Genomic DNA, 26,267 nt, shown 5'->3' on the forward strand with positions numbered 1-26,267 from the left:
ACAAACCACGTTCACTTTCGCCGCTTACAACCTGACGCGCATGGCGACGATCTTTGGCTGGCGTTTATCGGCGGTGGTTGGATAACTCCGTCCATAGAGTACGGAAAGCGCTAAAAAATGTCAAAAAACGGCCTGAAAAGTGGCTGAAAACTGCTTTTTAGGCAAAATGCGGCTTCCAGCCCGAAAAATTCGCATGTCTGGCGACAAAATCCGAAGGACTGGGGTCCTTTTTCAACACCCTGTTAGGAGCGCCGCGCGGCGGGGAGCTGCAATAGCAGCGCGGCGATGGCCACGGCGGCGGCGGCGGCGGCCAGCAACCACATGGGCCAGTTAAGCAGGAGCAACAAGCCGCCCGTGGTGGCGGCGATGGCGCTGCCCAGATACAGCGCCGATTCGTTGAGGGCGATGGCCAGGTTGCCGTCGCCCTGCCGCGCACGTACGGCCAGCAACCGCTGGTTCTGCGGCACTTGCAGGGCCCAGCCCGCCGCGCCCCACAGCGCAATCGGCGCCAGCATCAGCCAGGCCGACCAGCCTGCCGCCAGCGGCAGCGCGCACAAGGCCAACACCAGCAACAGCAAGATGAACAGCGTCAGTTTCGGTGCCGCCACTTTGTCCGCCCATGGCCCGACCAGTACGCTGCCAACGATCCCCCCCACGCCCCAGGCCCACAGGAAGGGCGTGGCGGAAATCACTGCACCGTGCGCAGACCATGCCAGCAACGGTGCAATAAACGTGTACATGCCCAGGCTGGCAATCGCCGCCAGCAGCGATACCATCAGGATAGCCAGCACCTGCCCGTCGGCCAGCAAGGCCAGCTTGCGGCGCAGCGGCATGGCCGATACCGTCGGCAGCGCGGGCAGCTTCCACAGCAAGCCCGCGAGCGCCAGCGCGCCGAGAATGGCGACCAGCCACAGGGCCGCCGTCCAGCCCAGCTGCTGCGCCAGCAGCAAGCTCAATGGCACGCCCAGCACCGTGCCGCCCGCCATGCCACCCATGATCACGCCGATGGCCTTGCCCCGCTGCTGCGGCGCCGACACGCGGGCCGCCGCCGCGATGCCCAGCGCCAGGTAGACACCGGCACCGATGCCGGCCATGGCCCGCCATGCCAGCAAACTGCTGAAACCGGACGCCAGCGCGCTGGCTCCGTTCGCCAGCACGAACACGGCCAGGGCGGTCAACAGGCCGGCACGCTGCGCGCGCGCCGGCAGCAAGGCGATGGCCAGGGGCGAGCCGAGGCCATAGGCCAGAGTAAACGCCGTCACCAGTTGCGCGGCCATCGCCAAGGAGACAGAAAATGCACTGGCGATCATCGGCATCAAGCCCGCCGTCACATACGACGCCATGCCCAGCGCGAACGCGCCCACGGCGATCAGGTAGACGGTGGCAGGCAACATGGTGGCGGCAGGCGCTGCGGCACCGGAAGAAAAATAGTCAGACATGGGCAAGCTTTCGGGAAGAAAGCAGGTATTCTGGAATACAATATAAACAATTACAATTTAACTGTTTATGCTATTACTGATAGCAACAGGCTCACAGGAAAGACAGCACCATGCGCACTTTGGCCCGCACCCGCCACGAACTGGCCGCCTACCTGCAGGCGCGGCGCGCGCGGCTGTCGCCCGAGGAAGTGGGCCTGCCCGGCGGCGGGCGGCGCAGGACGCCGGGCTTGCGCCGCGAAGAGGTGGCGGCGCTGGCCGGCGTGGGGCTGACCTGGTACACCTGGCTGGAGCAGGGGCGCGACATCGGCGTCTCCAGCGCCTTTCTCGACAAGCTGGCCGAAGTGCTGAAGCTGGACGGGGGCGAACGGCGCCACCTGTTCCTGCTGGCGCATGCGCGTCCGCCGGCCGAAGAGGGCAAGACGTATTGCGTGGTGCCGCCGCCGGTGCGCCGCTTGATGCACGAACTGGCGCATCCAGCCTATGTGCTCAACTTGCGCTGGGACGTGCTGGCGTTCAACGGGGCAGCCGATGCCCTGTTTGGCTTCGGCGTGCATGCTGCCGCGCGCCGCAATCTGCTGTGGCTCTTGTTTACCGATCCGCTGCTGCGCTCACGCTTCGCCGGCTGGGAAGAGCAGGCGCCGCTGATGCTGTCGAGCTTTCGCCGCGACTACGCGCGCGCCACGCAGGAAGCCGATATCCACGCGCTGGTAGAAGAACTGGAAAAAGTGTCGCCCGAGTTCAAGCTGTGGTGGCGCCGCCATGACGTGCATGCGCCCTGCGCCGGCGTGCGCCATCTGCACGTCGACGGCGAGCAGGTCGCCTATGAGCACACCTCGCTGACCATCGATGCGGACCGCCACTTGCGGCTGGTGGTGTATGCGCGCCAGCAGCCGCAGTGAACGGCAGCGCACAACGAAAAAACCGCTGACCCTCTTGCGAGGAGCCAGCGGCTTCGAAATGGTTGCGGGGACAGGATTTGAACCTGTGACCTTCGGGTTATGAGCCCGACGAGCTGCCAGACTGCTCCACCCCGCACTCGAATTATATACCAGATTGTTGCGCGGCGTAAAGGGCAAGAATTGACAATGTCATTCCTGCCCCGTCTTCCGGAGTTTGTCGTTGGGTAGCAATGAAAAAAGCCGCTGATCTTTTTCAAGAGTCAGCGGCTTTCAGGTATTGGTTGCGGGGACAGGATTTGAACCTGCGACCTTCGGGTTATGAGCCCGACGAGCTGCCAGACTGCTCCACCCCGCACTCGAATTATAAGGGCAAACGGGTGGCTTAGGCAATAGCTATCTCAACTTCTACTGCAATAGAGCCATTTAATGAAAAAATCCGGCCAATTGCCGATTGGCATTGTGTCCGCCTGTCACGCCACGTCGCGCGCAATCGGTGTACAGTAAGCGTTACACTAGACACCCATTTTCCTAAGCCCGCCCATGAAATTCTGCTCCGAATGCGCCCATCCTGTCAGCCTGTCCATTCCGGAAGGCGACAACCGTCCGCGCTATGTCTGCGCCAACTGCGACGCCATCCATTACCAGAACCCGAAAATGGTGGTCGGCTCGATCCCCGTGTGGGAAGAGGAAGGCCAGCTGCAGGTCTTGCTATGCAAGCGCGCCATCGAGCCGCGCCTGGGTTACTGGACCCTGCCGGCCGGCTTCATGGAAAACGATGAGACCACGTCGGACGCGGCCGAGCGTGAAACGGTGGAAGAAGCGGGCGCCAATATCGAACTGGGCCCCCTGTTTTCGCTGCTCAACGTGCAGCGCGTGCACCAGGTGCACCTGTTCTACCTGGCGCGTTTGCGCGACCTCGATTTCGCACCGGGCATCGAAAGCCTGGAGGTGCAGCTGTTTACGGAAGCCCAGATTCCCTGGGATGACCTGGCCTTCCCCACCATCCGCGCCACCCTGGAACTGTTCTTTGCCGACCGCGTGAAAATCCGCGAAGGCGGCAGCTATGGCGTCCATACGGGCGACATCACGCGCCCGATGGCGCGCACGGATGCCGAGTAAGCCCCTGCCACCTGCCACATTTGACACCGCATGATTCCCTGGCTCGACATCCACACCCCCTTTCCCGACGTCTCGCGCGCCCTGACGGACGAAGCGCCCGGCCTGCTGGCGGCCGGCGCCGACCTGTCGCCCGCGCGCCTGCTCGACGCTTACCGGCACGGCATCTTCCCCTGGTTTTCCGAAGGCCAGCCCATCCTGTGGTGGAGCACCGATCCGCGCATGGTGCTGATGACGGAAAACTTCAAAGTGTCCGACAGCCTGGCCAAGGCGATCCGCAAGGTCGAGCGCAGCGCCGCCACGGACGGGCGCTGGCAATTGCGCTTCGACGGCGATTTCGAAGCGGTGTTGCGCGCCTGCGCTGCGCCGCGCAAGGATGGCCCGGGCACCTGGATCTCGGACGAGATCATCGCCGGCTACACGGGCTTGCACAAACTGGGCTACGCGCACTCGTCGGAACTGTGGCTCGATGGTGAACTGGTGGGCGGCGCGTATGGCGTGTCGATCGGGCGCATGTTCTATGGCGAATCGATGTTCGCCCGCGTCACGGATGGTTCGAAGATCGCGCTGGCGCAGCTGGTGCGCTTTTTGAAGGCGCGCGGCGTGACCATGATTGACTGCCAGCAAGAAACAAAACACCTGGCTTCGCTGGGCGCGGCGCCCATTTCACGCGCGCGCTTCCTGGCCCACGTACGCAGCGCCATTGAAACAGCGCAAATCACCGACTGGCATGCTGCGCCGCCCGCATAAAAAAGCTATGATATCTGCACGCAGACATCCATTGCCGCGGCCAGACCAGACAGGATCAGCATGACGCACCTGAACGAACTACCGTTTGCCACCCTGCAGTTCTACACGACGGCACCCTACCCGTGCAGCTACCTGGACGACCGCCAGGCCCGCTCGCAGGTCGCCACGCCTTCGCACCTGATCAACAGCGACGTGTATTCGGAACTGGTGCGCAACGGCTTTCGCCGCAGCGGCATCTTTACCTACCGCCCGTATTGCGACGGCTGCCAGGCCTGCATCCCCGTGCGCGTGGTGGCGCAGTCCTTCACGCCCAATCGCAACCAGCGCCGCGCCTGGAGCCGGCACGCCGACCTGCAGGCGGGCGTGGCCAGCCTGTCCTTCCTTGACGAGCACTATGAGCTGTACCTGCGCTACCAGAGCACGCGCCACGCGGGCGGCGGCATGGACCAGGACAGCCGCGACCAGTACGCGCAATTTTTGCTGCAAAGCCGGGTCAACACGCGTCTGGTGGAATTTCGCGATGCCGAAGGCACCCTGCGCATGGTCAGCATCATCGACGTACTGGCCGATGGCCTGTCATCCGTCTACACTTTTTTTGATCCGGACGTGCCGGGCGCCTCCTACGGCACCTACAACGTGCTGTGGCAAATCGCCCAGGCGCGCGAACTGGGCCTGCCGTATATCTACCTGGGTTACTGGATCGCGCAAAGCTCGAAAATGGCCTATAAAATCAACTTCAAGCCGCTGGAAGCGCGCATCAAGGGGCAGTGGGTGATCCTGTAAATTAAACCCAACGGCAGACACTGGGGTCGTACCCTGAAGGTACGACCCCGGCCCTTGCTGGTGGGTTTGAATTGCCGCCTTACTTGCTCTTGTCCGGAAACGCCGGTCGTGCAGGCCGCGCGGGCGGATTCTTCGCCAGTTCGGCCTGGATCACCTCAATCGCTTTTTCCAGCTGCGGATCACGGCCGGCGATGACGTCGGCCGGCGTTTGTTCGACTTCGATATCGGGCGGCACGCCTTCGTTTTCCACGCCCCAGCCGTTCTCGCGCGTCCAGAATGCCAGATTCGGCGCCGTGATGAAGCCGCCATCCATCAGCACGGGGAAGCCCAGCACGCCCACCAGACCGCCCCAGGTAGCCTTGCCGATCAACGGACCCATATTGTTTTTGCGGAACATCCACGGCAGCAGGTCGCCGCCCGAACCGGCCGTCTCGTCGATCAGCATGGCGCGCGGCCCCTGGATGGAGGCCGACGGCGTCTTCATGTCGGCGCCATAGCGCATGCTCCACCAGGCGATTTCCTTCCTCTGCAGGATCTCGATGTAGTAATCGGCCACGCTGCCGCCGCCGTTGAAACGCTCGTCGACGATGATGGCCTGCTTGTCCGCCTGCGGGAAGAAATAGCGCTTGAAGTAGGTATGACCCAGGCCCGCCGTATTCGGCACGTACACGTATGCCACCTTGCCGCCCGTCGCCGCATTGACCTTGCGCATATTGCCTTCGATCCAATCGCGGTTGCGCAAGGCATCCTCGGTCGGCACGGGCACCACGGTGATCGTGCGCGCACCCTTGCCGTCGGCCGACGGCCCCACGGTCAGGTCGATGGCCTTGCCGGCCGTGTTTTCAAAGGCGCTGTACAAGTTAGTGGGCGGCAACAAAGGGCGGCTATCGACGGCCAGCAGAAATTCGCCCGCCTTCACGTTCAGGCCCGGCTCCGTCAGCGGGGCGCGCAGGGCCGGATTCCAGTTCAAGCCGCCATACACTTTCTTGAAGCGGTAATGTCCGTCGCTCACCTCGTAGTCGGCGCCCAGAAGCCCGCCCGGCACCTTCTTCGCCTCGATAAAATCGTCGCCGCCGCCACCGCGGTGGTGGCCCACGGCCAGTTCGCTGCACATCCACTGTATCAAACGATTCAGGTCGGCGCGGCTGGACAGCTCGGGCAGGAAGACGGCGTACTTGTCGCGCATGGCCTTCCAGTCCACGCCATGCATGCCCGGATCATAAAAGTAATCGCGATTGATGCGCCAGACTTCATTGAAAATCTGCGTCCACTCGGCGCGCGGATCGGCTTTTACCTCGATGGCGTCGACCTTGATTTTGCCTTCGCCCGGCACCAGCAGCTTGCCCGTGGCCGAGCCCATGGCCCACTTATCCTTCTGGCGGTACAGCAGCTTCTTGCCATCGGCCGACACGTCGAAATCGTCCGCCTCGGCCACCACGGTTTCCGCCTTGCGCTCTTTTAAATCAAAGCGCTGCACGGCCTTCTTGCCATCGCTTTCGCGCAGCAAAAAGATCTGCCCTGCGGCGCCGGCGGCCAGGCTGGAGAACTGCGCGGCCGGCAGCGGCAAGTCGACGATGCGCGTGGCGATGCCGTCGAAATCGATGTGGATCGGCGCCACGGGCGCCACCACCACTTTCGGGTCGTCGCGGCCCGTCTTCGGATCGACCTTCGGTTCGCTCTTCGCCTCCGGTTCGTCTTTCGTCGCCTCCTTCTTCGGCTCCGCGCTGGCCGCCTTTTCCTCGTCGCTTTCCTTGATCAGTGGCGAAGGCAGGTCGCGCCGCAGCACGGCCATCCAGACCGTGCGCGTCACCAGGTTGTCTTCATTCTGCTGCGAGAACCAGTTATTGCTGGGGCCTGCATTCGTCGAAGCGAAGAAGTACAGGTATTTGCCGCTCTTGTCGAACACGGGTTCGGCCACGTCGGACAGGCCATCGGTCACGGGCATGGACTTGTTCTGCTCGATGGAATAGATGTAGGCGCTGCGCGTGTAGGTGGGCGAATTGAGCGTGTAGGCCAGCCAGCGCGAATCAGGGGCCCACGAGGCGCGCATGCTTTTGTCGACGCCATACATCGGCTCCGTGGCTATTCTTTGCAGCTTGCCAGTGCCGACGTCGATCACGTACATGTTCCAGCCATTGTCGGCGAATGCAATCTTCTTGCTGTCGGGCGACCAGACGGCGTTGTCATAGAAGCCGCTGCCATGGAGCTTGAACTTGCGCACGGCGCCCTTGCCGTCCTGCGCCCGCACATGCAATTCATACTCGCCCGATTCGTCCGAGAAATACCCGACCGAGCGGCCGTCTGGCGACCAGATGGGCGTGCGCTCGTGGGCGCCGGCCGTCTGCGTCAGATTGCGCACGTCGCCCTTGTCGGCGGGGATGGTGACGATCTCGCCCCGGTATTCGAAGGCGACGCGCGCGCCCGACGGCGAAATCGACGCATCGCGGATGTATTTCGCATTCTTGACCCAGCGCGGGCGCGTCTGCCCCAGGTCGCTGGCCACGCCGATGGTGAGTTTATGCGCCTGGCCGCTGGCGATATCGAAGGCGTGCAAATAGCCGGCCTGCTCGTAGACGATCGTGCCGTTCGCCGCCGACGCGTTCAACACGGGAAAATCCTTGTGCTGCGTCAGCTGGCGCACGGCCTTGGTCTTGACGTCATAGGCAAACAGGTTGAATTCGCCGTTGCGGTCGGAGCGAAAGTACACGCTGTCGCCCAGCCACATCGGGTCGACGTCGTTCGAGCGGGTGCTCGGCTGGGGGATTTTTTCGATGGATTTGTCGCTGGACGAAAACAGCCACAGCCAGGAATTGGTGCCGCCCCGGTAGCGCTTCCATTGCTTGAAGGCGGGCGCCAACGGGTTGTACGCAATGCGCTTGCCGTCCGGCGAATACGCGGCGCGCGACGCGTTGGGAATCTCCAGCTGCGTTTCCACGCCGCCCGCCACCGGCACCGTCAACAACTTCTGAAAGCGGTTGTTGAAGGCGGCGCGGGGCGAGGTGAACATCACGGCCTGACCATCGGGCGTGAACGATTGCGCCAGATCAACACCCGGGTGGAAAGTCAGGCGGCGCGGCACGCCGCCTGCCGCCGCGATCACATACACGTCGACATTGCCGTCGATGCTGGCGCTATACGCGATCAGGCTGCCGTCGGGCGAGAACACGGGGTTGGACTTGTAGCCCAGGTCGGACGTCAATCGCCGCGCGCCGCCGCCGTCCAGGTTCGACAGCCACACATCGCCCGCATAGATGAAGGCGATATGGCGGCTGGAGACGGCCGGTTCGCTCAGCATGCGGGTGTCTTGGGTATTGGGCAGGGCCAGGGCCGGGTGGCTCAGCAGCAGTGCGCTGGCGGCGGCGATGGCCGTCAAGATGCGTGTCTTTTTCAATCGATGTCTCGCTTATTGTGTAAGAAAACAGAGGATGTCAACAGTCTGGGCTGGACTCAATATTGCTTGAGGCCAATGACAACTATACACCGGAGCCGGCGCGGAACACGGTAAAATACCGCCAATTACATAGCCGGCCGTCAGCCCTTTCCATTGGCCCGCACACCTACTCAAAGCGCCCCATGTCTGAAAAATTCCTGTACTCCCTCGCCCGCCCGCTGCTGTTTTCGATGGATGCCGAAGCGGCCCACCATCTCACCCTGCCCGCCCTGAAACGCGCCAGCGCGCTGGGCCTGACGAAGCTGGCAGGAAAACCTGCTCTTGATCCGCGCACGGTGATGGGCATCACCTTCCCCAATCCCGTGGGCCTGGCCGCTGGTCTGGACAAGGATGGCGCTTATATCGACGCGCTGGCCGACCTGGGTTTTGGCTCCATCGAAGTGGGTACCGTCACGCCGCGCGCGCAGGCCGGCAATCCGAAACCGCGCATGTTCCGCCTGCCGCAGGCGCAGGGCATCATTAACCGCATGGGCTTTAACAACGGCGGCGTGGACGCCTTCGTGGCCAACGTGCAGGCGTCGAAGTTTTACCAGAACCGCGCCGGCGTGCTGGGTCTGAACATCGGCAAGAACGCCGATACGCCCATCGAACGGGCAGCCGACGACTACCTGCTATGCCTGGAAAAAGTCTACCCCTACGCCAGCTATGTGACGGTGAACATCTCGTCGCCGAACACCAAGAATTTGCGCCAGTTGCAAGGCGCGTCGGAACTCGACGCCCTGCTGTCGCAGCTGAAGCAAGCGCAGGCGCGCCTGGCCGACCAGCACAAGCGCTACGTGCCGCTGGCCCTGAAGATCGCCCCGGACATGGATGGCGAGCAGGTGAAAAGCATCGCCGAATCGCTCACGCGCCACCGCATCGACGGCGTCATCGCCACCAACACGACCCTGTCGCGCAGCGCCGTCGAAGGCATGCCGCATGGCGCCGAAGCAGGCGGCCTGTCGGGCGCGCCCGTGTTCGAACTGTCGAACAATGTCATCCGCCTGCTGAAGGCGGAACTGGGCGACGCCCTGCCCATCATCGGCGTGGGCGGCATCATGCAGGGCAAGGATGCCTTGGCCAAGTTCGATTCCGGCGCGCAACTGGTGCAGCTGTACAGCGGCATGATTTACGCCGGTCCGGCCTTGATCAAGGATTGCGCGCGCGCGCTTCGCGGCAAACAGCCAGCATGATAGCGAAGGTCAGACTCGGTTCCAGCAGCCTGGAAGTGAGCACGATCTGCCTGGGCACGATGACCTTCGGCGAACAGAATTCGGAAGCCGAAGCGCACAGCCAGCTCGATTACGCGCTGGAACGGGGCATCAACTTCATCGACACGGCGGAGATGTATCCGGTGATGGCCAGCGCACAGACGCAGGGCAGCACCGAGCGCCATATCGGCAGCTGGCTGAAGAAAAGCGGCAGGCGCGGCGACATCGTCCTGGCCAGCAAAGTAGCCGGGCCGAACTCGCGCATGCACTGGATACGCAAGGGCAAGACGGACCACGACGCGGTCAACATCCGCGCCGCCGTCGAAGACAGCCTGCGCCGGCTGCAGACGGAGCACATCGACCTGTATCAATTGCACTGGCCCAGCCGCAACCTGCCCATCTTCGGCGCCAGCGTCTACAACCCACGCAAGGAACATGCCTCGGTCGCCATCGAAGATACTTTGGCCGTGCTGGGCAAGCTGGTCGAGGAAGGCAAGATCGGCCACATCGGCGTGTCGAACGAATCGTCGTGGGGCGTGTGCGAATTCATTAAGCAGGCCGAGCTGAAAGGCTTGCCGCGCATCGCGTCCATCCAGAACCTGTACAACCTGACGGCGCGCCATTTCGAGACCAGCCTGCTCGACGAAACCTGCCACCGCGAGAACGTCGGCTTGCTGGCCTACAGTCCGCTGGCGTTCGGCCAGCTGACGGCGAAATACCTCGACGATCCGCAGGCCAAGGGCCGCCTGACGCGCTTCCCTGCCGGCTGGAGTCCCCGCTACGTGCGCCCCGCCACCATCGCGGCAGCCAGCCAGTATGCGGCGCTGGCCCGCGCGCACGGCTTGACGCCGGCGCAACTGGCGCTGGCCTGGTGCTATACGCGCTGGTTCGTGGCCGCCACCATCATCGGCGCCACCAGCGTGCAGCAGCTGCAGCACAATATCGATGCGCATCAAGTCACCTTGTCGCCGGAACTGGTGGCGGCCGTCGACGCCATCCACGCCAGCGCGCCCAATCCGGGTCAGTAGACATGCGCCGCCAGGCCTGCAACGTTCATTCCCTATAGTCGTATTTATACAACAGCTACCCATTTACTGCTGTGCAGCATTGCAGCCTTGCCATGCCCGGTCGTATGCTGGACACAAGGCCATATGCGCTACTCGCGCCATTTTTACGTGCATCAGATATTTATTGCATATCGATAGACAGAACGATTCGTAAGCAGGCCGTTCGCCCGCTGATAGGCTGATTTCGTCACCGGACCGCCATGGTCCGCGCAACCACTAACCGAAGAGATATTGTCGATGAGTTCAAGCACCGCCCGCTGCCAGCTTCCCGCCCTCCCCGTAAAAACCGTCCTCGCCGCCAGCCTGATCGCCTGCTTCACCCTGCCCATGCATGTGCAAGCGCAGCAAGAGCTGCCGGCCGAAGGGGAATTGCAATCGGTGGTAGTCCCCGGCACCTTCGCCAAGAACCGCCGCACCATCGATTCCGAATCGCCGATCGACATCCTCACCTCGCGCGACCTGCAAAGCACGGGTTCGGGCGAACTGGCCACCGTGTTGGCGCGCCTGCTGCCATCGCTGAACTTTGCCCGCGCCACGGGCGCCGACGCCAGCGACGCCGTGCGTCCGGCCCAGCTGCGCGGCCTGTCGCCCGACCAGACCCTGGTGCTGGTGAACGGCAAGCGCCGCTACACTTCGGCCGTGGTCAACGTCAACGGCTCGCTGGGCCGGGGTTCGGCGCCCGTCGACCTGAACGCCATTCCCCTGGCCGCCATCGACCACGTGGAAGTGCTGCGCGATGGCGCGGCGGCCCAGTACGGCTCCGACGCGATTGCCGGCGTGATCAACATCATCCTGAAAAAAGGCGCGGCCGGCGGCGATATCGAAGTGGGCTATGGCCAGACGCAGGAACGCGACGGCAAGCAAAAATCCATCAAGGGTTCGGCCGGCTTCGCCCTGGGCGACGACGGCTGGGTGCGTGTCTCGGCGGAAGTGGCCGAACGCGATCCGACCAACCGCGCCGGCGCTGACTTCCGCAATCCGCTGGAACCGCGCTATGGCAAGGTCAACCAGCGCTATGGCGACCCAGAAAGCAAGCCGGCGACGATATTCCTCAACAGCGAATACCGCATCAATGACAATGTGGACTGGTACGCCTTCGGCAATTACGGCAAGCGCGACACCTCGGCCGCCGCCACCTGGCGCACGGCGCTGATCGCTGACCCAAATAATGCGAAGCTGTTCGTCCAGCGCACGCCGCTCTTCCCGGAAGGCTTCCTGCCGCTGCAAAACAGCACCCTGACCGACCAGTCCATCGTCACGGGCTTGCGCGGCGAGGCGGCCGGCTGGCGCTGGGATGCCAGCATCAATTACGGCAGCAACAAGTTCGAACTGGACCTGGACAACACGGTCAACCAGTCGCTGGGCGCAGCCAGCCCCACGCATTTCTATGCCGGGTCGCTGAAAAACGAACAAACGGTATTCAACCTCGATGCCGCGCGCGAATTTCCCGTTGCTTACTTTACGGGACCGCTGACGGTAGCCGTGGGTGCCGAAGCGCGGCATGAAAAGTACAGCATCGGTGCAGGCGACGAAGCGTCGTACACAGGCGGCGGCTCGCAAGGCTTTGCCGGCTTCCGTCCTGCCAACGCAGGCAGCCATTCGCGCCACAACGAGTCGATCTATGTGAACCTGGAAGCGGAAGCGACGAAAAACCTGTCCGGTGGCGTGGCCCTGCGCCATGAACGCTACAGCGATTTCGGCAGCACGACCTCGGCCAAGGGTTCGGCCCGCTATGCGTTCACCGATGCCCTGTCCCTGCGCGGCACCGTGTCGAGCGGCTTCCGCGCGCCATCGCTGGCACAGCAGTACTACACCATCACCACCACCAACTTCCAGGTCGTCAACGGCGTCAACACACCGATCGAGACGGGTACCTTTGCCGTCAATACGCCGCAGGCGCGCGCCCTCGGTGCGCAAGACCTGAAACCGGAAAAGGCCCGCAACTACAGCCTGGGCCTGCAATTCCAGCCCAGCCGCAACTTCACGACGACAGTGGATGCCTACCGCATCGACATCGACAACCGCATCCTGTTCTCGGCCAATCTGATCCTCAGCAATGCTTTGAAGAACATCCTGGCAGCACAGGGCACGCCGGTGGGTTCGGGACGCTACTTCACCAACGCCGTCGACACGCGCACGCAAGGCGTGGACATCGTCAGCACCTACCGCATCGACCTGCAAGACAAGGACCGCCTGGACCTCACCGTGGCGTACAACCATAACAAGAGCACGGTGCAGAAAATCGCCGACAATCCGGCCATCCTCACGGCCAACAACCTGAAACTGATCGACCGCCAGAGCATCGACCGCATCACGGTGGCGTCGCCGAAGGACAAGTTCAGCCTGGCCGCGGACTACGGTTTCGGCATCTGGAATGCGCACGGCGTCGTGACGCGCTACGGCAGCTTCACCGTGCCGCAGAACGATGTCAAGCTGGACCAGACGTATGATCCACAATGGGTGCTGGATGTGTCCGGTTCCGTGAAGCTGGGCAAGAACTGGCGCGTGGTAGCCGGCATCGACAACGTCAGCAACCGCTACCCCGCACAAGTGACCAGCAACGGCAACCTGAATGTCAACGGCACCCAGCCGTACAGCATCTTCGCGCCGAACGGCTTCAACGGCCGCTATTACTACGCCAAGGCGGGTTATAGCTGGTAATCGCCGGCAATAGCAACGCAGCACGGGAGGCATCTGCCTCCCGTTTTTTATTCCGGCATGCCCCCTTGGCGTATGGGTGGCCATCCTGGCAAGCAATCGGCTACCATGGACATTCCCCCACTCTGACGACGGAATACCATGCCCAGCTGGCATCTGACCGACGCCGCCCATCTGGCGGCGCGCCATCCCTACACTTTTTACAAATCGCCACCCGAGGCCATCGCCCAGGTGCGCCCCGGCGACGTGGTCAAGCTGATCTTCGCCTTCCACAGCGACGATACGCAAGCGCCGGGTGCCGAGCGCATGTGGGTGCTGGTGGAGACGCTGGAAGCGCATGGCCACTTCACGGGCAAGCTCGACAACATGCCCGGCTACATCGCCGATCTGCACGCCAAAGACCCCATCGCCTTCGAAGCGCGCCACATCATCAATACGCAACACGACGATGACGACAATCTGGTCAACCGTTATGCGGGCCTGTGTTTCGTCACAAAACGCGTGCTGGAAGACGGCGCGCCCGTCGGCTATCTGTACCGCGAGGAGCCGGACAACGACGACGACAGCGGCTGGCGCTTCACGGCCAACGACGAGAGCGACGACTACATCAACGACAGCGCCAACGTGGCCCTGGTATCGATCGGTGCCGTGCTCAGCGTGGATGACCGTTTCATCCGCCTGCTCGATGCTCCGGCCGGGTCGGCATATGCCTTCGACCACAGCACGCAACAATTCATGGCGGTTGAGGAATGACAAGCGATGAACTGAAGCAATTTTGCGCGGCCCTGCCCGGCGCGCAAGCCGTACTGTACGGTGCGCCGTCGAACATCCTCGTGCTTGAAGTGAGCGGCAAGAAATTTGCCTACTTTAAGACCAACGCACCGGAGCAGTGGCGCTTCAGCCTGCGGGTCAGCGCGGAACGCTTTATTGAACTGACGGACATGCCCGGCGTCAAACCGGCCCGCTACATGGGCCGCTTTCACTGGGTCACCATCGTCGATGTGACACGCTTCCCGGCCGATTACCTGGCCGAGCTGGTGCAAGATAGCTACGCGCGCGCCGTGGCCAGCCTGACGCGCGCGCAGCGGGCAACCATCGGCTAGAGGGCTTCCTCGCCCGCCATGGCGCGGTCGATGTCTGCGCGCGTCAGGTCCGGCGCCAGTTGCAGGATGAACTCGTAGGCGTAGGTGCGCAGGTAGGCGCCACGGCGCACCGCCAGGCGCGTCGTGTTGGTGGCGAACAAATGCGACGCCTCCACCGCCCGCAAGCCCTTGTCACGGCCGTGGTCGAAGGCCATCGATGCCACGATGCCCACGCCCATGCCCAGCGCCACGTATTGCTTGATGACGTCGGAATCCATGGCCGTCAAAATAATATCGGTGGCCACGCCCGCCTTGGCGAACGCGTCATCGATATGGCCGCGGCCCGTGAAACCCTTGTCGTAGGTAATCAACGGGTATTTCGCCAGGTCTTCCAGGCGGATAGGTGTATGTTCGAGCAGCGGGTGGCCGTCCGGCACGACGATCAAATGGCTCCAGCGGTAGCATGGGAACGACACCAGGTCGTGGAACTGGCTCAGGCCTTCCGTGGCGATGCCGATATCAGTCTTGCCTGACAGCACCCATTCCGCGATATGTTCAGGCGCGCTTTGTTGTAGCGCAATACGCACGTCGGGGAAGGCGGCGCGAAAGCCTTGCACCACTTTCGGCAGCGCATAGCGCGCCTGCGTGTGCGTGGCCGCCACCGATAAGGTGCCGCTGGTCTGGCCGCTGTATTCCAGGCTGGCCTGCTGCAGGTTTTCCGCCTCGATCAAGAGGCGGTCGACGATTTTCAAAATGCCCTTGCCCGGCTCGGTCAAGCCCGTCAAGCGCTTGCCGTTGCGCTCGAAGATGACCACGCCCAGCTCGTCCTCGAGTTCGCGTATCTGCCGGCTCACGCCCGGCTGCGACGTGAACAGGGCGTTCGCCACTTCTGTCAGGTTGTAGCCGCGGCGCGCCGCTTCGCGGATGGAGCGCAGTTGTTGAAAATTCATAGTGTTCCAGCCTCTCAGGTTCTTGTCGGTTCAACGAACACGTGTAATCGTTTCGGGCGCACGACCAAGGTCTCGCCCTCTTTCAGCTGCAGATGGGTAAAACGCTCGTTCGACATCACCGCTTCGATCAGTTCGCTGTTATCGACGCGCTGCAAGTCCAGCTGGGCCAGCGGGCCGATCGCATGGGCGCGGCTCAGCTTGACCACGATGCCTTCGGCGCCCTGCGTGTAACGGTCGATTTCCAGGTCGTGCGGACGCACATAGGCCGTGCCCTTGCTGTCGCTCACGCCCGCATAATCGGGCACGTCGAAGCTGGCGTCACCGGTGGCCATCACGCCGTCATGCACGCGGCCGTGGAACAGGTTGACGTTGCCCAGGAAGCCATACACGAAGGGCGAAGCCGGGTGGTTGTAAACTTGTTCCGGGGAACCGAGTTGCTCGACGGTACCCTTGCTCATCAGCACGACCTGGTCCGCCACTTCCAGCGCCTCTTCCTGGTCATGCGTGACAAAAATGCTGGTCACGTGCAAGTCGTCGTGCAGGCGGCGCAGCCAGCGGCGCAATTCCTTGCGCACCTTGGCATCGAGTGCGCCGAACGGTTCGTCCAGCAGCAGCACACGGGGCTCGACAGCCAGCGCGCGCGCCAGGGCGATACGCTGGCGTTGCCCGCCCGACAGTTGCGGCGGATAACGGTCGGCCAGCCAGTCCAGCTGCACCAGTTCCAGCAAGTCTTTGACTTTGCGGCGGATCTGGTCTTCCGACGGGCGCTCGCTGCGCGACTTCACGCGCAAGCCAAAGGCCACGTTTTCAAACACGGTCATGTGCTTGAACAGCGCATAGTGTTGAAAGACGAAACCGACTTGCCGCTCGCGCACGTGGCGGTTTGACGCATCTTCCGCATCGAGCAGCACCTGGCCGCTGTCCGGGTGTTCCAGGCCGGCGATAATGCGCAGCAAGGTTGTCTTGCCGCAACCGGACGGGCCCAGCAGGGCCGTCAGTTCGCCGGCGGGAAAGTCCAGCGAGATATTGTCGAGGGCGACGAAATCGCCGAAACGCTTGTGGATGTTGTTGACTGCGATGGTCATATCAGTGCTCCGTAGAACGTAAGGCGGAATCGTCGGCGTCGCTCTCGTTCAAACGCCACTCAATAAAGGCTTTCAAGGCCAGGGTCACCAGGGCCAACAAGGCCAGCAGGGAGGCGACGGCAAACGCGGCGGCGAAGTTGTACTCGTTGTACAGAATCTCCACTTGCAGCGGCATGGTATTGGTTTCTCCACGGATATGGCCGGAGACCACGGAGACGGCGCCGAACTCGCCCATGGCGCGGGCATTGCACAGGATCACGCCGTACAGCAAACCCCACTTGATGTTTGGCAAGGTCACGCGGCGGAAAGTATTCCAACCCGAGGCGCCCAGCACGAGTGCCGCCTCTTCCTCTTCGCTACCCTGCGACTGCATCAGCGGGATCAGTTCGCGCGCGACGAAAGGGAAGGTAATGAAGATGGTGGCCAGCACAATGCCGGGCACGGCAAACAGGATCTTGATGTCGTGTTCCTGCAGCCACGGACCGAACCAGCCCTGGGCGCCAAACATCAGCACATAGATCAGGCCGGAAATCACGGGCGAGACGGAAAACGGCAAGTCGATCAGGGTCAGCAGGATGCTCTTGCCGCGGAATTCAAACTTGGCGATGCACCACGAGGCGGCCACGCCGAACACCAGGTTCAGCGGCACGGCGATGGACGCCGTGATCAGGGTCAGCTTGATGGCGGAAATTGCGTCCGGATCGATGATGGCGGCGATATACGCTTCCCAGCCCTTCTTGAACGCTTCGGCAAACACGGCCACCAGGGGCACGATCAGGAACGCCGTCAGGAACAGCAAGGCGATGGTAATGAGGACGGTGCGTACCCACAAGGGTTCCAGCACGACGGGACCGACACTCGGTTCGAAACGGCGCGCTTTTGGCCGCGCATCTTCCACATTCGCCACCGCAGAGACATTGGTACTCATAATTTCTTCGCCTTTCCGCGTGTCCATGCTTGCAGCAGGTTAATCGTCAACAACAGCAGGAAGGACACCACCAGCATCACCACGGCGATGGCCGTGGCGCCCGCGTAATCGTATTGCTCCAGCTTGGTAATAATGAACAGCGGTGTGATTTCCGACACCATCGGCATGTTGCCGGCGATAAAGATCACGGAACCGTACTCGCCCGTGGCGCGGGCGAAGGCCAGCGCAAAGCCCGTCAGCAGCGACGGCAGAATCGTGGGAAAGATGACGCGGATAAACGTTTGCAGGGAATTGGCACCCAGGCTGGCGGCCGCCTCTTCGAGTTCCTTTTCCGCGTCTTCCAGCACCGGTTGCACGGTGCGCACGACAAAGGGCAAGCCGATGAAGGTCAGCGCCACCACCACGCCCAGCGGCGTGAACGCCACCTTGATGCCCAGCACGCCTTCGATGAACTGGCCGAACCAGCCGTTCGACGAATACAGGGCCGTCAGGGTGATGCCGGCCACGGCCGTCGGCAAGGCAAATGGCAAGTCGACCAGCGCATCGATGATGCGCTTGCCGGGGAATGTATAGCGCACCAACACCCAGGCCAGGATGCCGCCAAACACCACGTCCAGCAGGGCGGCGATCAGCGAGGCGCCAAATGTCAGCTGGTATGACGCCATCACGCGATCGGACGTGACGGCGCTGAAGAAGGCGTCCCAGGTCATGGTGAAGGTTTTCAGGAACACCGACGAGAGCGGAATGAGAACGATCAAGGCCAGGTAAAAGAGCGTGAAGCCCAGTGACAACTTAAACCCCGGCATGACCCGAAACGGCGCGCCGCGCGCCTTGACTGGCGCTGCTGATGCTGGTCCTGCAGACATAGAAAAACTCCTTCTTATTACATTTTTGAGTTATAGAGTGCAATATTCACATGCAATCGTTATAAAAAGAACTAACCATTTCTCATTTGCTTAGATGGATTTTGCATACTTGCTTGCAGAATCTGCGGGCGAAAAAAAGGGGTCGGACCTTGCGGGTCCGACCCCGGCTTTTGGGGTGGGGTTGGGGTGGGCACACACTAAACCCAACACCTTGACGGCTGGGGTCAGACCCGGCGGGGAAAAGCGTCCTAGTAGGACGCATTTTAATCGCGAAGCGACTGACCCCGTTCTTTCTTGTTCGGCTGCGGCGTCAAGCGCAGGGATGGTTTCGCAGCCGTAAATCCCTTCGGATATTTCTGCTTGATCACGTCCGGGTCTTGCACGGTCAAGGGGATGATGACGTCGTCGCCATCTTGCCAGTTACCGGGCGTGTCCACCGTGTAGCCATCCGTCAATTGCAGAGCATCGAGGACGCGCAGGATTTCATTGAAGTTGCGGCCCGTGCTCAGCGGATACGTGAGGATCAGCCGTACTTTCTTGTTCGGGTCGATGATGAAGACGGAGCGCACGGTGGCCGTGACGGATTGCTCCGGGTGGATCATGTCGTACAGCACCGACACTTTCTTGTCGACGTCGGCGATGATGGGGAAACCCACGACCGTATTTTGCGTCTCTTCGATATCCTTGATCCAGCTCTTGTGCGACTCGGCCGCGTCCACGGACAGGGCGATGGCTTTCACGTTGCGCTTGTCAAATTCCGGCTTGAGCTTGGCTGTCAGGCCCAGTTCCGTCGTGCACACGGGGGTAAAGTCGGCAGGGTGGGAAAACAGTACCACCCAGGAATTGCCGGCCCACGCGTGGAACTTGAGCGTGCCGATCGAGCTGTCTTGTTCAAAATCAGGGGCGACATCGCCCAGGCGTAAAGTCATCGTGATCTCCTTGAAAAGTTGTGTGGCGGGATGTTCGTCGAATCAGGCTGCCTGACGGTGGCGTTTATCGCTTTGCGCCAGATCAAACAGTGTTTGCAGTTGCGCCTGGCCGTAGACCCAGTCACCAAGGCGCGACTCGGCATTGATATGGCCCAGCGCACCGCCATCAATATACTGGCAATTCCAGCGCCGTGCCCACTGCGCCGCGTGCTCGGCCGTCATCCACGGGTCCGTCTGGCTGGCGATCAATATGCCGGGGCAAGGAAAGCGCTTTTGCGGCAATGCCTTGGCCACGCCAAACTTGTGCGGATCGGCAGGTCCCGCCAGCAGCACGCCAGCCACGCCGTGCGGGTCGCGGGCCAGGCTGTGCGCCGTCGTCAGGCAGCCGAAACTGTGGGCGACGATCAGGGTCGGGCGCGCATCTTGCCGCCGCACCTGGTCCAGGCGCGCCGACCAGGTGGCCAGGTCGGGTTCGTTCCAGTGGTCCTGCTCGACCCGCTCGAATTGCGGATACAGGCGCTGCCAGCGACTCTGCCAGTGCTCGGGACCGCTGTTATGCAAGCCCGGCACGATCAGTACCCGGTAATCGGAAAAGCTGCGCAGCGCCATGATGGATCCTTGCGTGATCGATGCCGGCAAGCATTGCCGCCTGCCGGTGAAGATTACTTCGGCTGATAAATCTGGTCGAAGATACCGCCATCGGCAAAGTGTGCCTTCTGTGCTGCCGTCCAGCCGCCGGCCACTTGCTCGATGGTGAACAGCTTGACCTTGGCAAACTGGGACGCGTATTTCTTCGCCGCCTTGTCCGTTGCCGGACGGTAGTAATTCTTGGCGATGATGTCTTGCGCTTCGTCCGTGTACAGGTAGTTCAGGTAAGCCTCGGCCACCTTGCGCGTACCGTGCTTGTCGGCAAATTTGTCGACGACGGCGACGGGCGGCTCGGCCAGGATGCTGACGGACGGCGTGATGATATCGAACTTGGTCGGGCCCAGTTCCTTGACGGCCAGGTAAGCTTCGTTTTCCCAGGCGATCAGCACGTCGCCGATGCCCCGTTCGACAAAGGTGGTGGTGGCGCCGCGCGCGCCGGAATCGAGCACGGGCACGTTCTTATACAGTTTGCCGAGGAAATCCTTGGCCTTGGCTTCGTTGCCGCCCGGCTGGCGCAAGGCATAGCCCCAGGCGGCCAGATGATTCCAGCGGGCGCCGCCCGAGGTTTTCGGGTTTGGCGTGATGACGGACACGCCCGGCTTGATCAAGTCGTTCCAATCCTTGATGCCTTTCGGATTGCCCTTGCGCACCAGGAACACGATGGTCGAAGTGTAAGGCGCGCTGTTGTGCGTCAAACGCTTTTGCCAGTCGGCGGCCAGCAGCTTGTGCTCGGCCAGCGCATCGATGTCGTAGGCCAGGGCCAGGGTCACCACGTCCGCTTCCAGGCCGTCGATGACGGCACGCGCCTGTTTGCCGGAACCGCCGTGCGATTGCTTGATCTTGACGTTGTCGCCCGTCTTGCCTTTCCACTCCTTGGCAAATGCCGTGTTCACATCCTAGTACAGCTCGCGCGTCGGGTCATACGACACGTTGAGCAGGGTGATATCGGCAGCCTGCGCCGCTTGCAGAATGGCAAACGCGCTGAGGGCGGCGGCAATGATGATTTTTTTCGACAGCATCTAAGATCCCCGTGTGGTTGAACTTCCAGAGCCACCAGATTACGGCGCAACGGCCGCAAAGAGAACGAAGCGTTTCGCGGTTTGATATGCAATTTCCGCATATGCACGGCGCGTAACGGGGATAAAGCAGTTAATAAAAATGGTTAAACAATACAACGGCCCAGGTAGCAAAGGCCAGGATGCAAGTCAGCAGCACGGCGGCGCTGCCGAAGTCCTTGGCGTTTTTCGACAGCGGATGACGCTCCAGCGAGATGCGGTCGACCACGGCTTCCAGCGCGGAATTGATCAATTCGATGATCAAGACCAGCAGCAGCACGCCGATCAGCAGCAGTTTTTCAAAGGCCGAGATGCGCAGCAGCAAGGCGATCACCGTGCCGACCACGAACAAACCCAGTTCTTGGCGAAACGCGTGTTCATGGCGCCAGGCCGCCTTCAAGCCATCGAGCGAATAGAAAAAGGCGGCAAAAATCCGTTTCAAGCCACTTTTGCTCTTGAATTCATTTACAGGTTGCATAGTTTTCCGTGGTCCAAAGTCCGTGCAGTCGCCAATTATGAGGGTCGGCATGAGAATTGTGACAATTTATTCGCTGAATATCTCGGAACATTTCACTATTTTTTCACATCATGGTATAAAGAAGAATGAATACTGCATTGCACCAAATCCATCATGAAAATTGAACCGGTCGCAGCTCCAAAGACGACGATCCAGGTGATCGAACGCATGGTCGCCCTGCTCGATGCCCTGGCCAAATATTCCGACCCGGTCAGCCTGAAGGAATTGTCCAAGGTTTCCGGCTTGCACCCCTCGACGGCGCACCGCATCCTCAACGACATGGTGCTGACGCGCTTTGTCGACCGCATCGAACCGGGCACGTATCGGCTGGGCATGCGCCTGCTGGAACTGGGCAATGTAGTGAAAAGCCGCCTCAGCGTACGCGAAGCGGCACTGGACTTCATGCGCCAGTTGCACAAGAAAACCCAGCAAACCATCAACCTGTCCGTGCGCCAGGGCGACGAGATTGTCTACATCGACCGTGCCTTTTCCGAGCGCTCGGGCATGCAGGTGGTGCGCGCCATCGGTGGCCGCGGTCCGCTGCACCTGACCTCGACAGGTAAGTTGTTCCTCTCCGTGGATGAGCCGAAAGCCATCCGCGCATATGCCACGCGCACGGGATTGGCCGGGCACAACAAAAATTCCATCACGGATCTGCAAAAACTCGAGCGCGAGCTGAGCCTGGTGCGCGAACGCGGCTATGCGCGCGACAATGAAGAGCTGGAGCTGGGCGTGCGCTGCATGGCCGCCGGCATCCGCGACGACTCGGGCAAGCTGATCGCCGGCCTGTCGATTTCCGCCCCGGCCGACCGCCTGCAGGATGAGTGGCTGGTCGACCTAGTGGAAACGGCGAACCAGATTTCCGTCACCTTGGGATTTATCCCACAGGATTAAAGCTGGGGTCTGATCCGACGGGTCAGACCCCGGTCAACGCCGCCATGGAATTGTCAACCGCCAGGCAGACTCATGTTGGCTGGTTTCAAGGCTTCCAGCCACTTGCGCATGCGCCCCGCATCGGCCGTGCGCGACTGTTTCCCCTTGGAATCGAGGAAGACCATGATCACGGCCCGTCCTTCGATGACGGCCTGCATCATCAAGCAACGTCCCGCCTCATTGATGAAACCCGTCTTTTGCAAGCCGATTTCCCAGCCGGGATTGGCCACCAGGCGATTCGTATTGCCAAACTGCATGGGCTGGCCGCTGGCTTCGACGATGGCTTTCGGGTCCGTCGAATACTCGCGCAGCAGCGGATGGCGGAAGGCGGCCATGGCCAGCTTGCCCAGGTCGCGCGCGCTGGCCACGTTCATTTTCGACAAGCCGCTGGAATCGACGTAATGCGTATCGAGCATGCCCAGCTGGCGCGCCTTGCTGTTCATGACGTCGACAAAGGCCGGCAAGCCGCCCGGATAATTGCGGCCCAACGCCGAGGCGGCGCGGTTTTCCGAGCTCATCAGGGCGATATGCAGCATATTGGCGCGCGTCAATTGTGAGCCCACCTTCAGGCGTGAGCTGCTGAACTTGGCGCGATCGACGTCTTCGTCCGTGATCGTCAGCAATTCATCCATGTCCTGGCGCGCTTCGACCACCACCAGACCCGTCATCATCTTGGTGATGGAGGCGATGGGCAGGGCCACATTGGAATTCTTTTCAAACAGCACTTCCGAATTGGCCTGGTCCAGCACCAGCGCCACGCTCGATTTGAGGTCGAGCGGATCGCGCGTCAGGTTCAGGCCGGCCAAGTCGCCCATGGTGGGCATCGGCGCGGCCATGGGCACGGCCACGCTGCTGACTTTTTGATAGATGACCTTGCGTTTGCCGCGCACCATGACGACCCGGCGCACGGTCTTGTCACGCGGCGCGGCCGTCGCGCCCTTGCGCAGCACGACTTTGACTTTCTTGGTGTTGTGTTTCTTGGAGGCTGAGGATTTGCCGTTCGCTTCCCTGGCGTGCACGGCCGCAGCCGGTGCCAACGCAAACAGCAGGGAAGCCAGCACACCCAGCGCAAGTTTAAACTTAGCCATTCGATAATTCCCCGTGAAGCTGTTGCCTTATTGCAGTGTAGCGAAATGCAGAGTAATCGCAAGCCAATTTAACAGTTGGGACAGTATTTATTGCAGCAACGAAATACAAATCATTGTCAATCAGCAAACAAACTCATCCTTAATCGACTGTTTGCTTGCGCAAATCGCTGGCGTGTCTATTTGTCCATGAATTTAACAAAGCCGGCCAGCGGCTCGCGTTCCGTGTTCAAGCGGTTCTCGATCTTGTCCGGATCGGCATAGCCGAGCGCCATGCCGCACACCACCATTTCGCTGGCCGGCACGCCCAGTTCCTCGCGGATGATGTCATGGTAGTGGATGAAGGCCGCTTGCGGGCAGGTATCGAGTCCCCGCGCGCGCGCCGCCAGCATGATGTTTTGCAAGAACATGCCGTAGTCGAGCCAGGAGCCCTGCTCCAGTACCCGTTCGATGGTAAAGATCAGGCCCACGGGCGCATCGAAAAACTGGAAATTGCGTCCATGCTGGGCCGCCATGCCGACCGTGTCGCCCCGCTGCAGGCCCAGCAGCTGGTACAGGTCCAGGCCGATCTTGCGGCGGCGCTCGATGAACGGCGCCGTCCACTGGCGCGGGTAATAGATATACGACGCCGTGCGCGCGGGCGCATCGGGCGCCTTGGGTGCGGCATAGGCATCGAGGATGCGGCGCGACAGGCGCAGGCGCGCTTCGCCCGACAGCACATACACTTTCCACGGCTGCATGTTGGCGCCCGAAGGCGCGCGCGCCGCCACTTCCAGGATGCGCGCAATATCGTCCTGCGCCACCGGCGTGGGCAGGAAGGCGCGGATCGACCGGCGCGACACAATGACGGCGTCCACCGCTTGCTGCGCCGACGGTGTTTCAGATGCTTGCTTGCTCACTGTCCTGCTCTCCCGCTTGTTATCTGCTTGTTCTCCAGCTGATGCGCTATTTCTTGACGACAAATACCACGCCGACCACGGCCACCAGCATGCCGGCGATGCCCAGCATATTAAATGCTTCGCCAAACATCAGCCAGGCCATCACGGCCGTCGTGGGCGGCGTCAGGTACAGCAAGCCCGTCACTTTCGTCGCATCGCTGCGACGGATCAGGGCAAACAGCAGGAAGATGGCGCCGATGGACAGCACAAGTACCGACCACAGCAAGGCGCCTATGAAATTCGCCGTCCATTGCACACTACTGAAATGCCCATCCAGTCCTTCGTAATACAGGGCAAACGGCAACACCACCACGATAGAGGCGGCAAACTGCACCACCGTGCCGGTGCGCAAGTCGAATTGAGGACAATGGCGTTTTTGGTACATGGTGCCGGCCGTCATCGACAGCAGCGCGAACACGCACAGCAGCACGCTGTCCACGGTCAGGCCCACGAGATTGATCTTGGCATACACGACGAGGGCCACGCCCAGCAGGCCAAAGAATAGGCCCAGCCACTGGCGCGGACGCACGGATTCGCCGATCAGGGGCGCGGCGCACGCCGTCAGCACGGGCTGCATGCCCACGATCAACGCGGACAGGCCGGCCGGCATGCCCAGCTTGATGGCGCACCAGACGCCGGCCAGATAGCCGGCCTGCATCAGGATGCCAGCCACGGCGATCTGGCGGAACTGTCCCACGGGCCACGGCGCGCGCAACAGCAGCACCAGCGGCAGCAGGATCGCCAGCACGCCAAGAAAGCGCAGCAACAAAAAGGTCAGCGGCGGCGCGTACGGCAGGCCAAACTTGGCAACAATAAAACCTGTGCTCCATAACAACACGAAGAAGCCGGGCAAGGCCATCGGCGCCAGGGTCGTCAAGAAAGGGGCTTTGGGGGCTTTGCCGCTGGTGCCAGCCGCGGCGGGAAGATTGGACATGGTATCAACACGGGAAACGGGATCGGCACGGGGGCGCTACGCCAGTGCGGGAGACAAAGTCTAGCATGCTGCGCCGCGATCGTCCCTGCCGCCCCTGGAAACGATAGTTTAAGCACAAACTATTGACACGTAGAAATCAAATATTTCCCTTTAGAAACAATGACTTTTGATGCAAATCTATTCAATTGTTGCATCGCACAAAAATCGCTTGACTTCGTTTTTTTTCACCGTAGAATAGGGTTTGTTGCGTTGCACAATTCTTGTTCAGCTTGAAAATTTAGATTCACCTGCTTTCCCAAACGGTACACGCAGCATCAAATTAACCAGATTTCGATTTTTTGGAGATTTATATGTTTTCAATTCCTGAGCAATTTTCGTCCGCTACCAAAACCAACCTGGAAGCCCAATTCGCCCTTTTCTCGTCGCTGACGAGCAAAGCCTTCGAAGGCATCGAAAAGATCGTCGAACTGAACCTGACCGCTGCCAAGGCAACGCTGGAAGAATCGACGGCTGCCGCCAAGCAATTGCTGTCGGCAAAAGATCCACAAGAATTCTTCTCGCTGAGCGCTGCTCAAGCCCAGCCTAGCGCTGAAAAAGCCGTCGCTTACGGTCGTCACCTGGTTGCCATCACGTCCGGCACCCAAGCCGAGTTCAGCAAAGCAGCTGAATCGCAAATCGCTGAAACCAACCGCAAAGTCCTGTCCCTGGTGGAAGAAGTGACCAAGAACGCGCCAGCCGGTTCGGAAAACGCCGTCGCCATGCTGAAAAGCGCCATCGGCAATGCCAATGCAGGCTACGAGCAATTCTCGAAAACCAGCAAGCAAGCCGTCGAAACCATCGAAGCGAACCTGACATCGGCCGTGAACCAGTTCACGCAAGCGGCTGAAAAAGCCGTTCCGCGCACGGCCAAGTAATTCTGGCGCGACCGCGACGGCGGTCCGCTGTTACCAGCTCCTCCAGGCAT

At 61.4% G+C, this 26,267-nt stretch carries 25 protein-coding genes and 2 tRNA genes; 11 read left to right on the top strand and 16 right to left on the bottom strand.

Annotated elements, in window-relative coordinates; all coding sequences use genetic code 11:
• Positions 1-242: 242 nt before the first annotated feature.
• The gene (locus CSZ94_RS05535) at positions 243-1,439 is read right to left on the bottom strand and encodes an MFS transporter (RefSeq protein ID WP_258000793.1); all 1,197 of its coding nucleotides are present in this window, start codon (positions 1,437-1,439) and stop codon (positions 243-245) included.
• 110 nt (positions 1,440-1,549) lie between these two features.
• Here CSZ94_RS05535 and CSZ94_RS05540 point away from each other — a divergent pair, with 110 nt between their 5' ends.
• Complete coding sequence (locus CSZ94_RS05540; protein ID WP_102120601.1) at positions 1,550-2,338, top strand: helix-turn-helix transcriptional regulator; 789 nt, start codon at positions 1,550-1,552, stop codon at positions 2,336-2,338.
• 59 nt (positions 2,339-2,397) lie between these two features.
• Here CSZ94_RS05540 and CSZ94_RS05545 read toward each other — a convergent pair.
• Together CSZ94_RS05545 and CSZ94_RS05550 are read right to left on the bottom strand one after the other, a co-directional pair.
• Positions 2,398-2,474, bottom strand: a tRNA-Met gene (locus CSZ94_RS05545).
• A 142-nt stretch (positions 2,475-2,616) separates the two neighbouring features.
• A tRNA-Met gene (locus CSZ94_RS05550) sits at positions 2,617-2,693 on the bottom strand.
• Between the two features lie 185 nt (positions 2,694-2,878).
• Between CSZ94_RS05550 and CSZ94_RS05555 the strand changes: the two genes are divergently transcribed.
• The 3 genes from CSZ94_RS05555 to CSZ94_RS05565 are packed head-to-tail and all read left to right on the top strand — an operon-like array spanning position 2,879 to position 4,987.
• Entirely contained in the window at positions 2,879-3,457 is a 579-nt protein-coding gene (locus tag CSZ94_RS05555) for an NUDIX hydrolase (protein ID WP_102120602.1), read from the top strand.
• A gap of 30 nt (positions 3,458-3,487) precedes the next feature.
• Positions 3,488-4,204: a leucyl/phenylalanyl-tRNA--protein transferase gene (aat, locus tag CSZ94_RS05560; RefSeq protein WP_102120603.1), complete on the top strand. Its 717-nt coding sequence runs from the start codon at positions 3,488-3,490 to the stop codon at positions 4,202-4,204.
• Positions 4,205-4,264: 60 nt separating this feature from the next.
• Positions 4,265-4,987 carry an arginyltransferase gene (locus CSZ94_RS05565; RefSeq protein WP_102120604.1) on the top strand — a complete coding sequence of 241 codons (723 nt, stop codon included), beginning with the start codon at positions 4,265-4,267 and terminating at the stop codon, positions 4,985-4,987.
• A gap of 79 nt (positions 4,988-5,066) precedes the next feature.
• On the opposite strand, the gene CSZ94_RS05570 is transcribed toward CSZ94_RS05565, so the two are convergent.
• The gene (locus CSZ94_RS05570) at positions 5,067-8,378 is read right to left on the bottom strand and encodes a S41 family peptidase (RefSeq protein WP_102120605.1); all 3,312 of its coding nucleotides are present in this window, start codon (positions 8,376-8,378) and stop codon (positions 5,067-5,069) included.
• Between the two features lie 182 nt (positions 8,379-8,560).
• Here CSZ94_RS05570 and CSZ94_RS05575 point away from each other — a divergent pair, with 182 nt between their 5' ends.
• The 5 genes from CSZ94_RS05575 to CSZ94_RS05595 all read left to right on the top strand — a co-directional run bounded on the left by CSZ94_RS05575 (position 8,561) and on the right by CSZ94_RS05595 (position 14,456).
• The gene (locus tag CSZ94_RS05575; RefSeq protein ID WP_102120606.1) at positions 8,561-9,610 is read left to right on the top strand and encodes a quinone-dependent dihydroorotate dehydrogenase; all 1,050 of its coding nucleotides are present in this window, start codon (positions 8,561-8,563) and stop codon (positions 9,608-9,610) included.
• Positions 9,610-10,656, top strand: a complete 1,047-nt coding sequence (locus tag CSZ94_RS05580) for an aldo/keto reductase (protein ID WP_102120679.1) — start codon at positions 9,610-9,612, stop codon at positions 10,654-10,656. Before CSZ94_RS05575 ends, CSZ94_RS05580 begins: the two co-directional genes overlap by 1 nt.
• A 276-nt stretch (positions 10,657-10,932) precedes the next feature.
• Positions 10,933-13,356 (top strand): TonB-dependent receptor plug domain-containing protein, encoded by a 2,424-nt coding sequence (locus CSZ94_RS05585; protein ID WP_102120607.1) that lies wholly within the window; start codon positions 10,933-10,935, stop codon positions 13,354-13,356.
• Positions 13,357-13,494: 138 nt separating this feature from the next.
• The gene (locus CSZ94_RS05590; protein WP_102120608.1) at positions 13,495-14,106 is read left to right on the top strand and encodes an immunity protein Imm33 domain-containing protein; all 612 of its coding nucleotides are present in this window, start codon (positions 13,495-13,497) and stop codon (positions 14,104-14,106) included.
• Positions 14,103-14,456 carry an MmcQ/YjbR family DNA-binding protein gene (locus CSZ94_RS05595; protein ID WP_102120609.1) on the top strand — a complete coding sequence of 118 codons (354 nt, stop codon included), beginning with the start codon at positions 14,103-14,105 and terminating at the stop codon, positions 14,454-14,456. The genes CSZ94_RS05590 and CSZ94_RS05595 overlap by 4 nt, the downstream gene beginning before the upstream one ends.
• On the opposite strand, the gene CSZ94_RS05600 is transcribed toward CSZ94_RS05595, so the two are convergent.
• From CSZ94_RS05600 to CSZ94_RS05635, 9 genes are all read right to left on the bottom strand, one after another.
• A complete protein-coding gene (locus CSZ94_RS05600; protein ID WP_102120610.1) occupies positions 14,453-15,385 on the bottom strand; it encodes a CysB family HTH-type transcriptional regulator in 933 nt (310 codons plus the stop codon). The genes CSZ94_RS05595 and CSZ94_RS05600 overlap by 4 nt on opposite strands.
• Before the next feature lie 14 nt (positions 15,386-15,399).
• Positions 15,400-16,470, bottom strand: coding sequence for a sulfate/molybdate ABC transporter ATP-binding protein (locus CSZ94_RS05605; RefSeq protein WP_102120611.1), 1,071 nt, complete (start codon positions 16,468-16,470; stop codon positions 15,400-15,402).
• Position 16,471: 1 nt separating this feature from the next.
• Complete coding sequence (gene cysW / locus CSZ94_RS05610; protein WP_102120612.1) at positions 16,472-17,398, bottom strand: sulfate ABC transporter permease subunit CysW; 927 nt, start codon at positions 17,396-17,398, stop codon at positions 16,472-16,474.
• A complete protein-coding gene (cysT, locus tag CSZ94_RS05615; protein ID WP_102120613.1) occupies positions 17,395-18,264 on the bottom strand; it encodes a sulfate ABC transporter permease subunit CysT in 870 nt (289 codons plus the stop codon). Before cysT ends, cysW begins: the two co-directional genes overlap by 4 nt.
• A gap of 263 nt (positions 18,265-18,527) precedes the next feature.
• The gene (locus tag CSZ94_RS05620) at positions 18,528-19,193 is read right to left on the bottom strand and encodes a peroxiredoxin (protein ID WP_102120614.1); all 666 of its coding nucleotides are present in this window, start codon (positions 19,191-19,193) and stop codon (positions 18,528-18,530) included.
• Between the two features lie 42 nt (positions 19,194-19,235).
• Complete coding sequence (locus CSZ94_RS05625; RefSeq protein WP_102120615.1) at positions 19,236-19,802, bottom strand: RBBP9/YdeN family alpha/beta hydrolase; 567 nt, start codon at positions 19,800-19,802, stop codon at positions 19,236-19,238.
• Positions 19,803-19,855: 53 nt separating this feature from the next.
• A complete protein-coding gene (locus CSZ94_RS05630; RefSeq protein ID WP_258000794.1) occupies positions 19,856-20,734 on the bottom strand; it encodes a sulfate ABC transporter substrate-binding protein in 879 nt (292 codons plus the stop codon).
• Positions 20,735-20,737: 3 nt separating this feature from the next.
• Entirely contained in the window at positions 20,738-20,860 is a 123-nt protein-coding gene (locus CSZ94_RS28480) for a hypothetical protein (RefSeq protein WP_258000795.1), read from the bottom strand.
• A 130-nt stretch (positions 20,861-20,990) separates the two neighbouring features.
• Positions 20,991-21,374: a diacylglycerol kinase gene (locus CSZ94_RS05635; RefSeq protein WP_102120616.1), complete on the bottom strand. Its 384-nt coding sequence runs from the start codon at positions 21,372-21,374 to the stop codon at positions 20,991-20,993.
• A 153-nt stretch (positions 21,375-21,527) separates the two neighbouring features.
• On the opposite strand from CSZ94_RS05635, the gene CSZ94_RS05640 reads away from it, so the two are divergent.
• The gene (locus CSZ94_RS05640) at positions 21,528-22,307 is read left to right on the top strand and encodes an IclR family transcriptional regulator (protein WP_046685991.1); all 780 of its coding nucleotides are present in this window, start codon (positions 21,528-21,530) and stop codon (positions 22,305-22,307) included.
• A 53-nt stretch (positions 22,308-22,360) separates the two neighbouring features.
• Here CSZ94_RS05640 and CSZ94_RS05645 read toward each other — a convergent pair whose 3' ends face one another.
• The 3 genes from CSZ94_RS05645 to CSZ94_RS05655 all read right to left on the bottom strand — a co-directional run bounded on the left by CSZ94_RS05645 (position 22,361) and on the right by CSZ94_RS05655 (position 25,303).
• Positions 22,361-23,434 (bottom strand): serine hydrolase, encoded by a 1,074-nt coding sequence (locus CSZ94_RS05645; protein WP_102120617.1) that lies wholly within the window; start codon positions 23,432-23,434, stop codon positions 22,361-22,363.
• 176 nt (positions 23,435-23,610) lie between these two features.
• The gene (locus tag CSZ94_RS05650) at positions 23,611-24,330 is read right to left on the bottom strand and encodes a nitroreductase (protein ID WP_102120618.1); all 720 of its coding nucleotides are present in this window, start codon (positions 24,328-24,330) and stop codon (positions 23,611-23,613) included.
• 46 nt (positions 24,331-24,376) lie between these two features.
• A complete protein-coding gene (locus tag CSZ94_RS05655) occupies positions 24,377-25,303 on the bottom strand; it encodes a DMT family transporter (RefSeq protein WP_102120619.1) in 927 nt (308 codons plus the stop codon).
• Between the two features lie 350 nt (positions 25,304-25,653).
• Here CSZ94_RS05655 and CSZ94_RS05660 point away from each other — a divergent pair, with 350 nt between their 5' ends.
• Positions 25,654-26,217 carry a phasin family protein gene (locus tag CSZ94_RS05660; protein WP_102120620.1) on the top strand — a complete coding sequence of 188 codons (564 nt, stop codon included), beginning with the start codon at positions 25,654-25,656 and terminating at the stop codon, positions 26,215-26,217.
• Positions 26,218-26,267: the final 50 nt, after the last annotated feature.

The sequence above is a fragment of the Janthinobacterium sp. ROICE36 genome (assembly GCF_002869965.1).
GTDB lineage: Bacteria > Pseudomonadota > Gammaproteobacteria > Burkholderiales > Burkholderiaceae_D > Janthinobacterium.

Bases quoted from the DNA above. Each gene is read 5' to 3' on its own strand.
- CSZ94_RS05535 (WP_258000793.1), bottom strand. From the start codon at position 1,439: ATGTCTGACTATTTTTCTTCCGGTGCCGCAGCGCCTGCCGCCACCATG.
- CSZ94_RS05600 (WP_102120610.1), bottom strand. From the start codon at position 15,385: ATGAATTTTCAACAACTGCGCTCCATCCGCGAAGCGGCGCGCCGCGGC.
- CSZ94_RS05625 (WP_102120615.1), bottom strand. From the start codon at position 19,802: ATGGCGCTGCGCAGCTTTTCCGATTACCGGGTACTGATCGTGCCGGGC.
- CSZ94_RS05555 (WP_102120602.1), top strand. From the start codon at position 2,879: ATGAAATTCTGCTCCGAATGCGCCCATCCTGTCAGCCTGTCCATTCCG.
- cysW (WP_102120612.1), bottom strand. From the start codon at position 17,398: ATGAGTACCAATGTCTCTGCGGTGGCGAATGTGGAAGATGCGCGGCCA.
- CSZ94_RS05540 (WP_102120601.1), top strand. From the start codon at position 1,550: ATGCGCACTTTGGCCCGCACCCGCCACGAACTGGCCGCCTACCTGCAG.
- CSZ94_RS05640 (WP_046685991.1), top strand. From the start codon at position 21,528: ATGAAAATTGAACCGGTCGCAGCTCCAAAGACGACGATCCAGGTGATC.
- CSZ94_RS05605 (WP_102120611.1), bottom strand. From the start codon at position 16,470: ATGACCATCGCAGTCAACAACATCCACAAGCGTTTCGGCGATTTCGTC.
- CSZ94_RS05595 (WP_102120609.1), top strand. From the start codon at position 14,103: ATGACAAGCGATGAACTGAAGCAATTTTGCGCGGCCCTGCCCGGCGCG.
- CSZ94_RS05620 (WP_102120614.1), bottom strand. From the start codon at position 19,193: ATGACTTTACGCCTGGGCGATGTCGCCCCTGATTTTGAACAAGACAGC.
- aat (WP_102120603.1), top strand. From the start codon at position 3,488: ATGATTCCCTGGCTCGACATCCACACCCCCTTTCCCGACGTCTCGCGC.
- CSZ94_RS05635 (WP_102120616.1), bottom strand. From the start codon at position 21,374: ATGCAACCTGTAAATGAATTCAAGAGCAAAAGTGGCTTGAAACGGATT.
- CSZ94_RS05660 (WP_102120620.1), top strand. From the start codon at position 25,654: ATGTTTTCAATTCCTGAGCAATTTTCGTCCGCTACCAAAACCAACCTG.
- CSZ94_RS05575 (WP_102120606.1), top strand. From the start codon at position 8,561: ATGTCTGAAAAATTCCTGTACTCCCTCGCCCGCCCGCTGCTGTTTTCG.
- CSZ94_RS28480 (WP_258000795.1), bottom strand. From the start codon at position 20,860: ATGCTGTCGAAAAAAATCATCATTGCCGCCGCCCTCAGCGCGTTTGCC.
- CSZ94_RS05645 (WP_102120617.1), bottom strand. From the start codon at position 23,434: ATGGCTAAGTTTAAACTTGCGCTGGGTGTGCTGGCTTCCCTGCTGTTT.
- CSZ94_RS05585 (WP_102120607.1), top strand. From the start codon at position 10,933: ATGAGTTCAAGCACCGCCCGCTGCCAGCTTCCCGCCCTCCCCGTAAAA.
- CSZ94_RS05565 (WP_102120604.1), top strand. From the start codon at position 4,265: ATGACGCACCTGAACGAACTACCGTTTGCCACCCTGCAGTTCTACACG.
- cysT (WP_102120613.1), bottom strand. From the start codon at position 18,264: ATGTCTGCAGGACCAGCATCAGCAGCGCCAGTCAAGGCGCGCGGCGCG.
- CSZ94_RS05655 (WP_102120619.1), bottom strand. From the start codon at position 25,303: ATGTCCAATCTTCCCGCCGCGGCTGGCACCAGCGGCAAAGCCCCCAAA.
- CSZ94_RS05590 (WP_102120608.1), top strand. From the start codon at position 13,495: ATGCCCAGCTGGCATCTGACCGACGCCGCCCATCTGGCGGCGCGCCAT.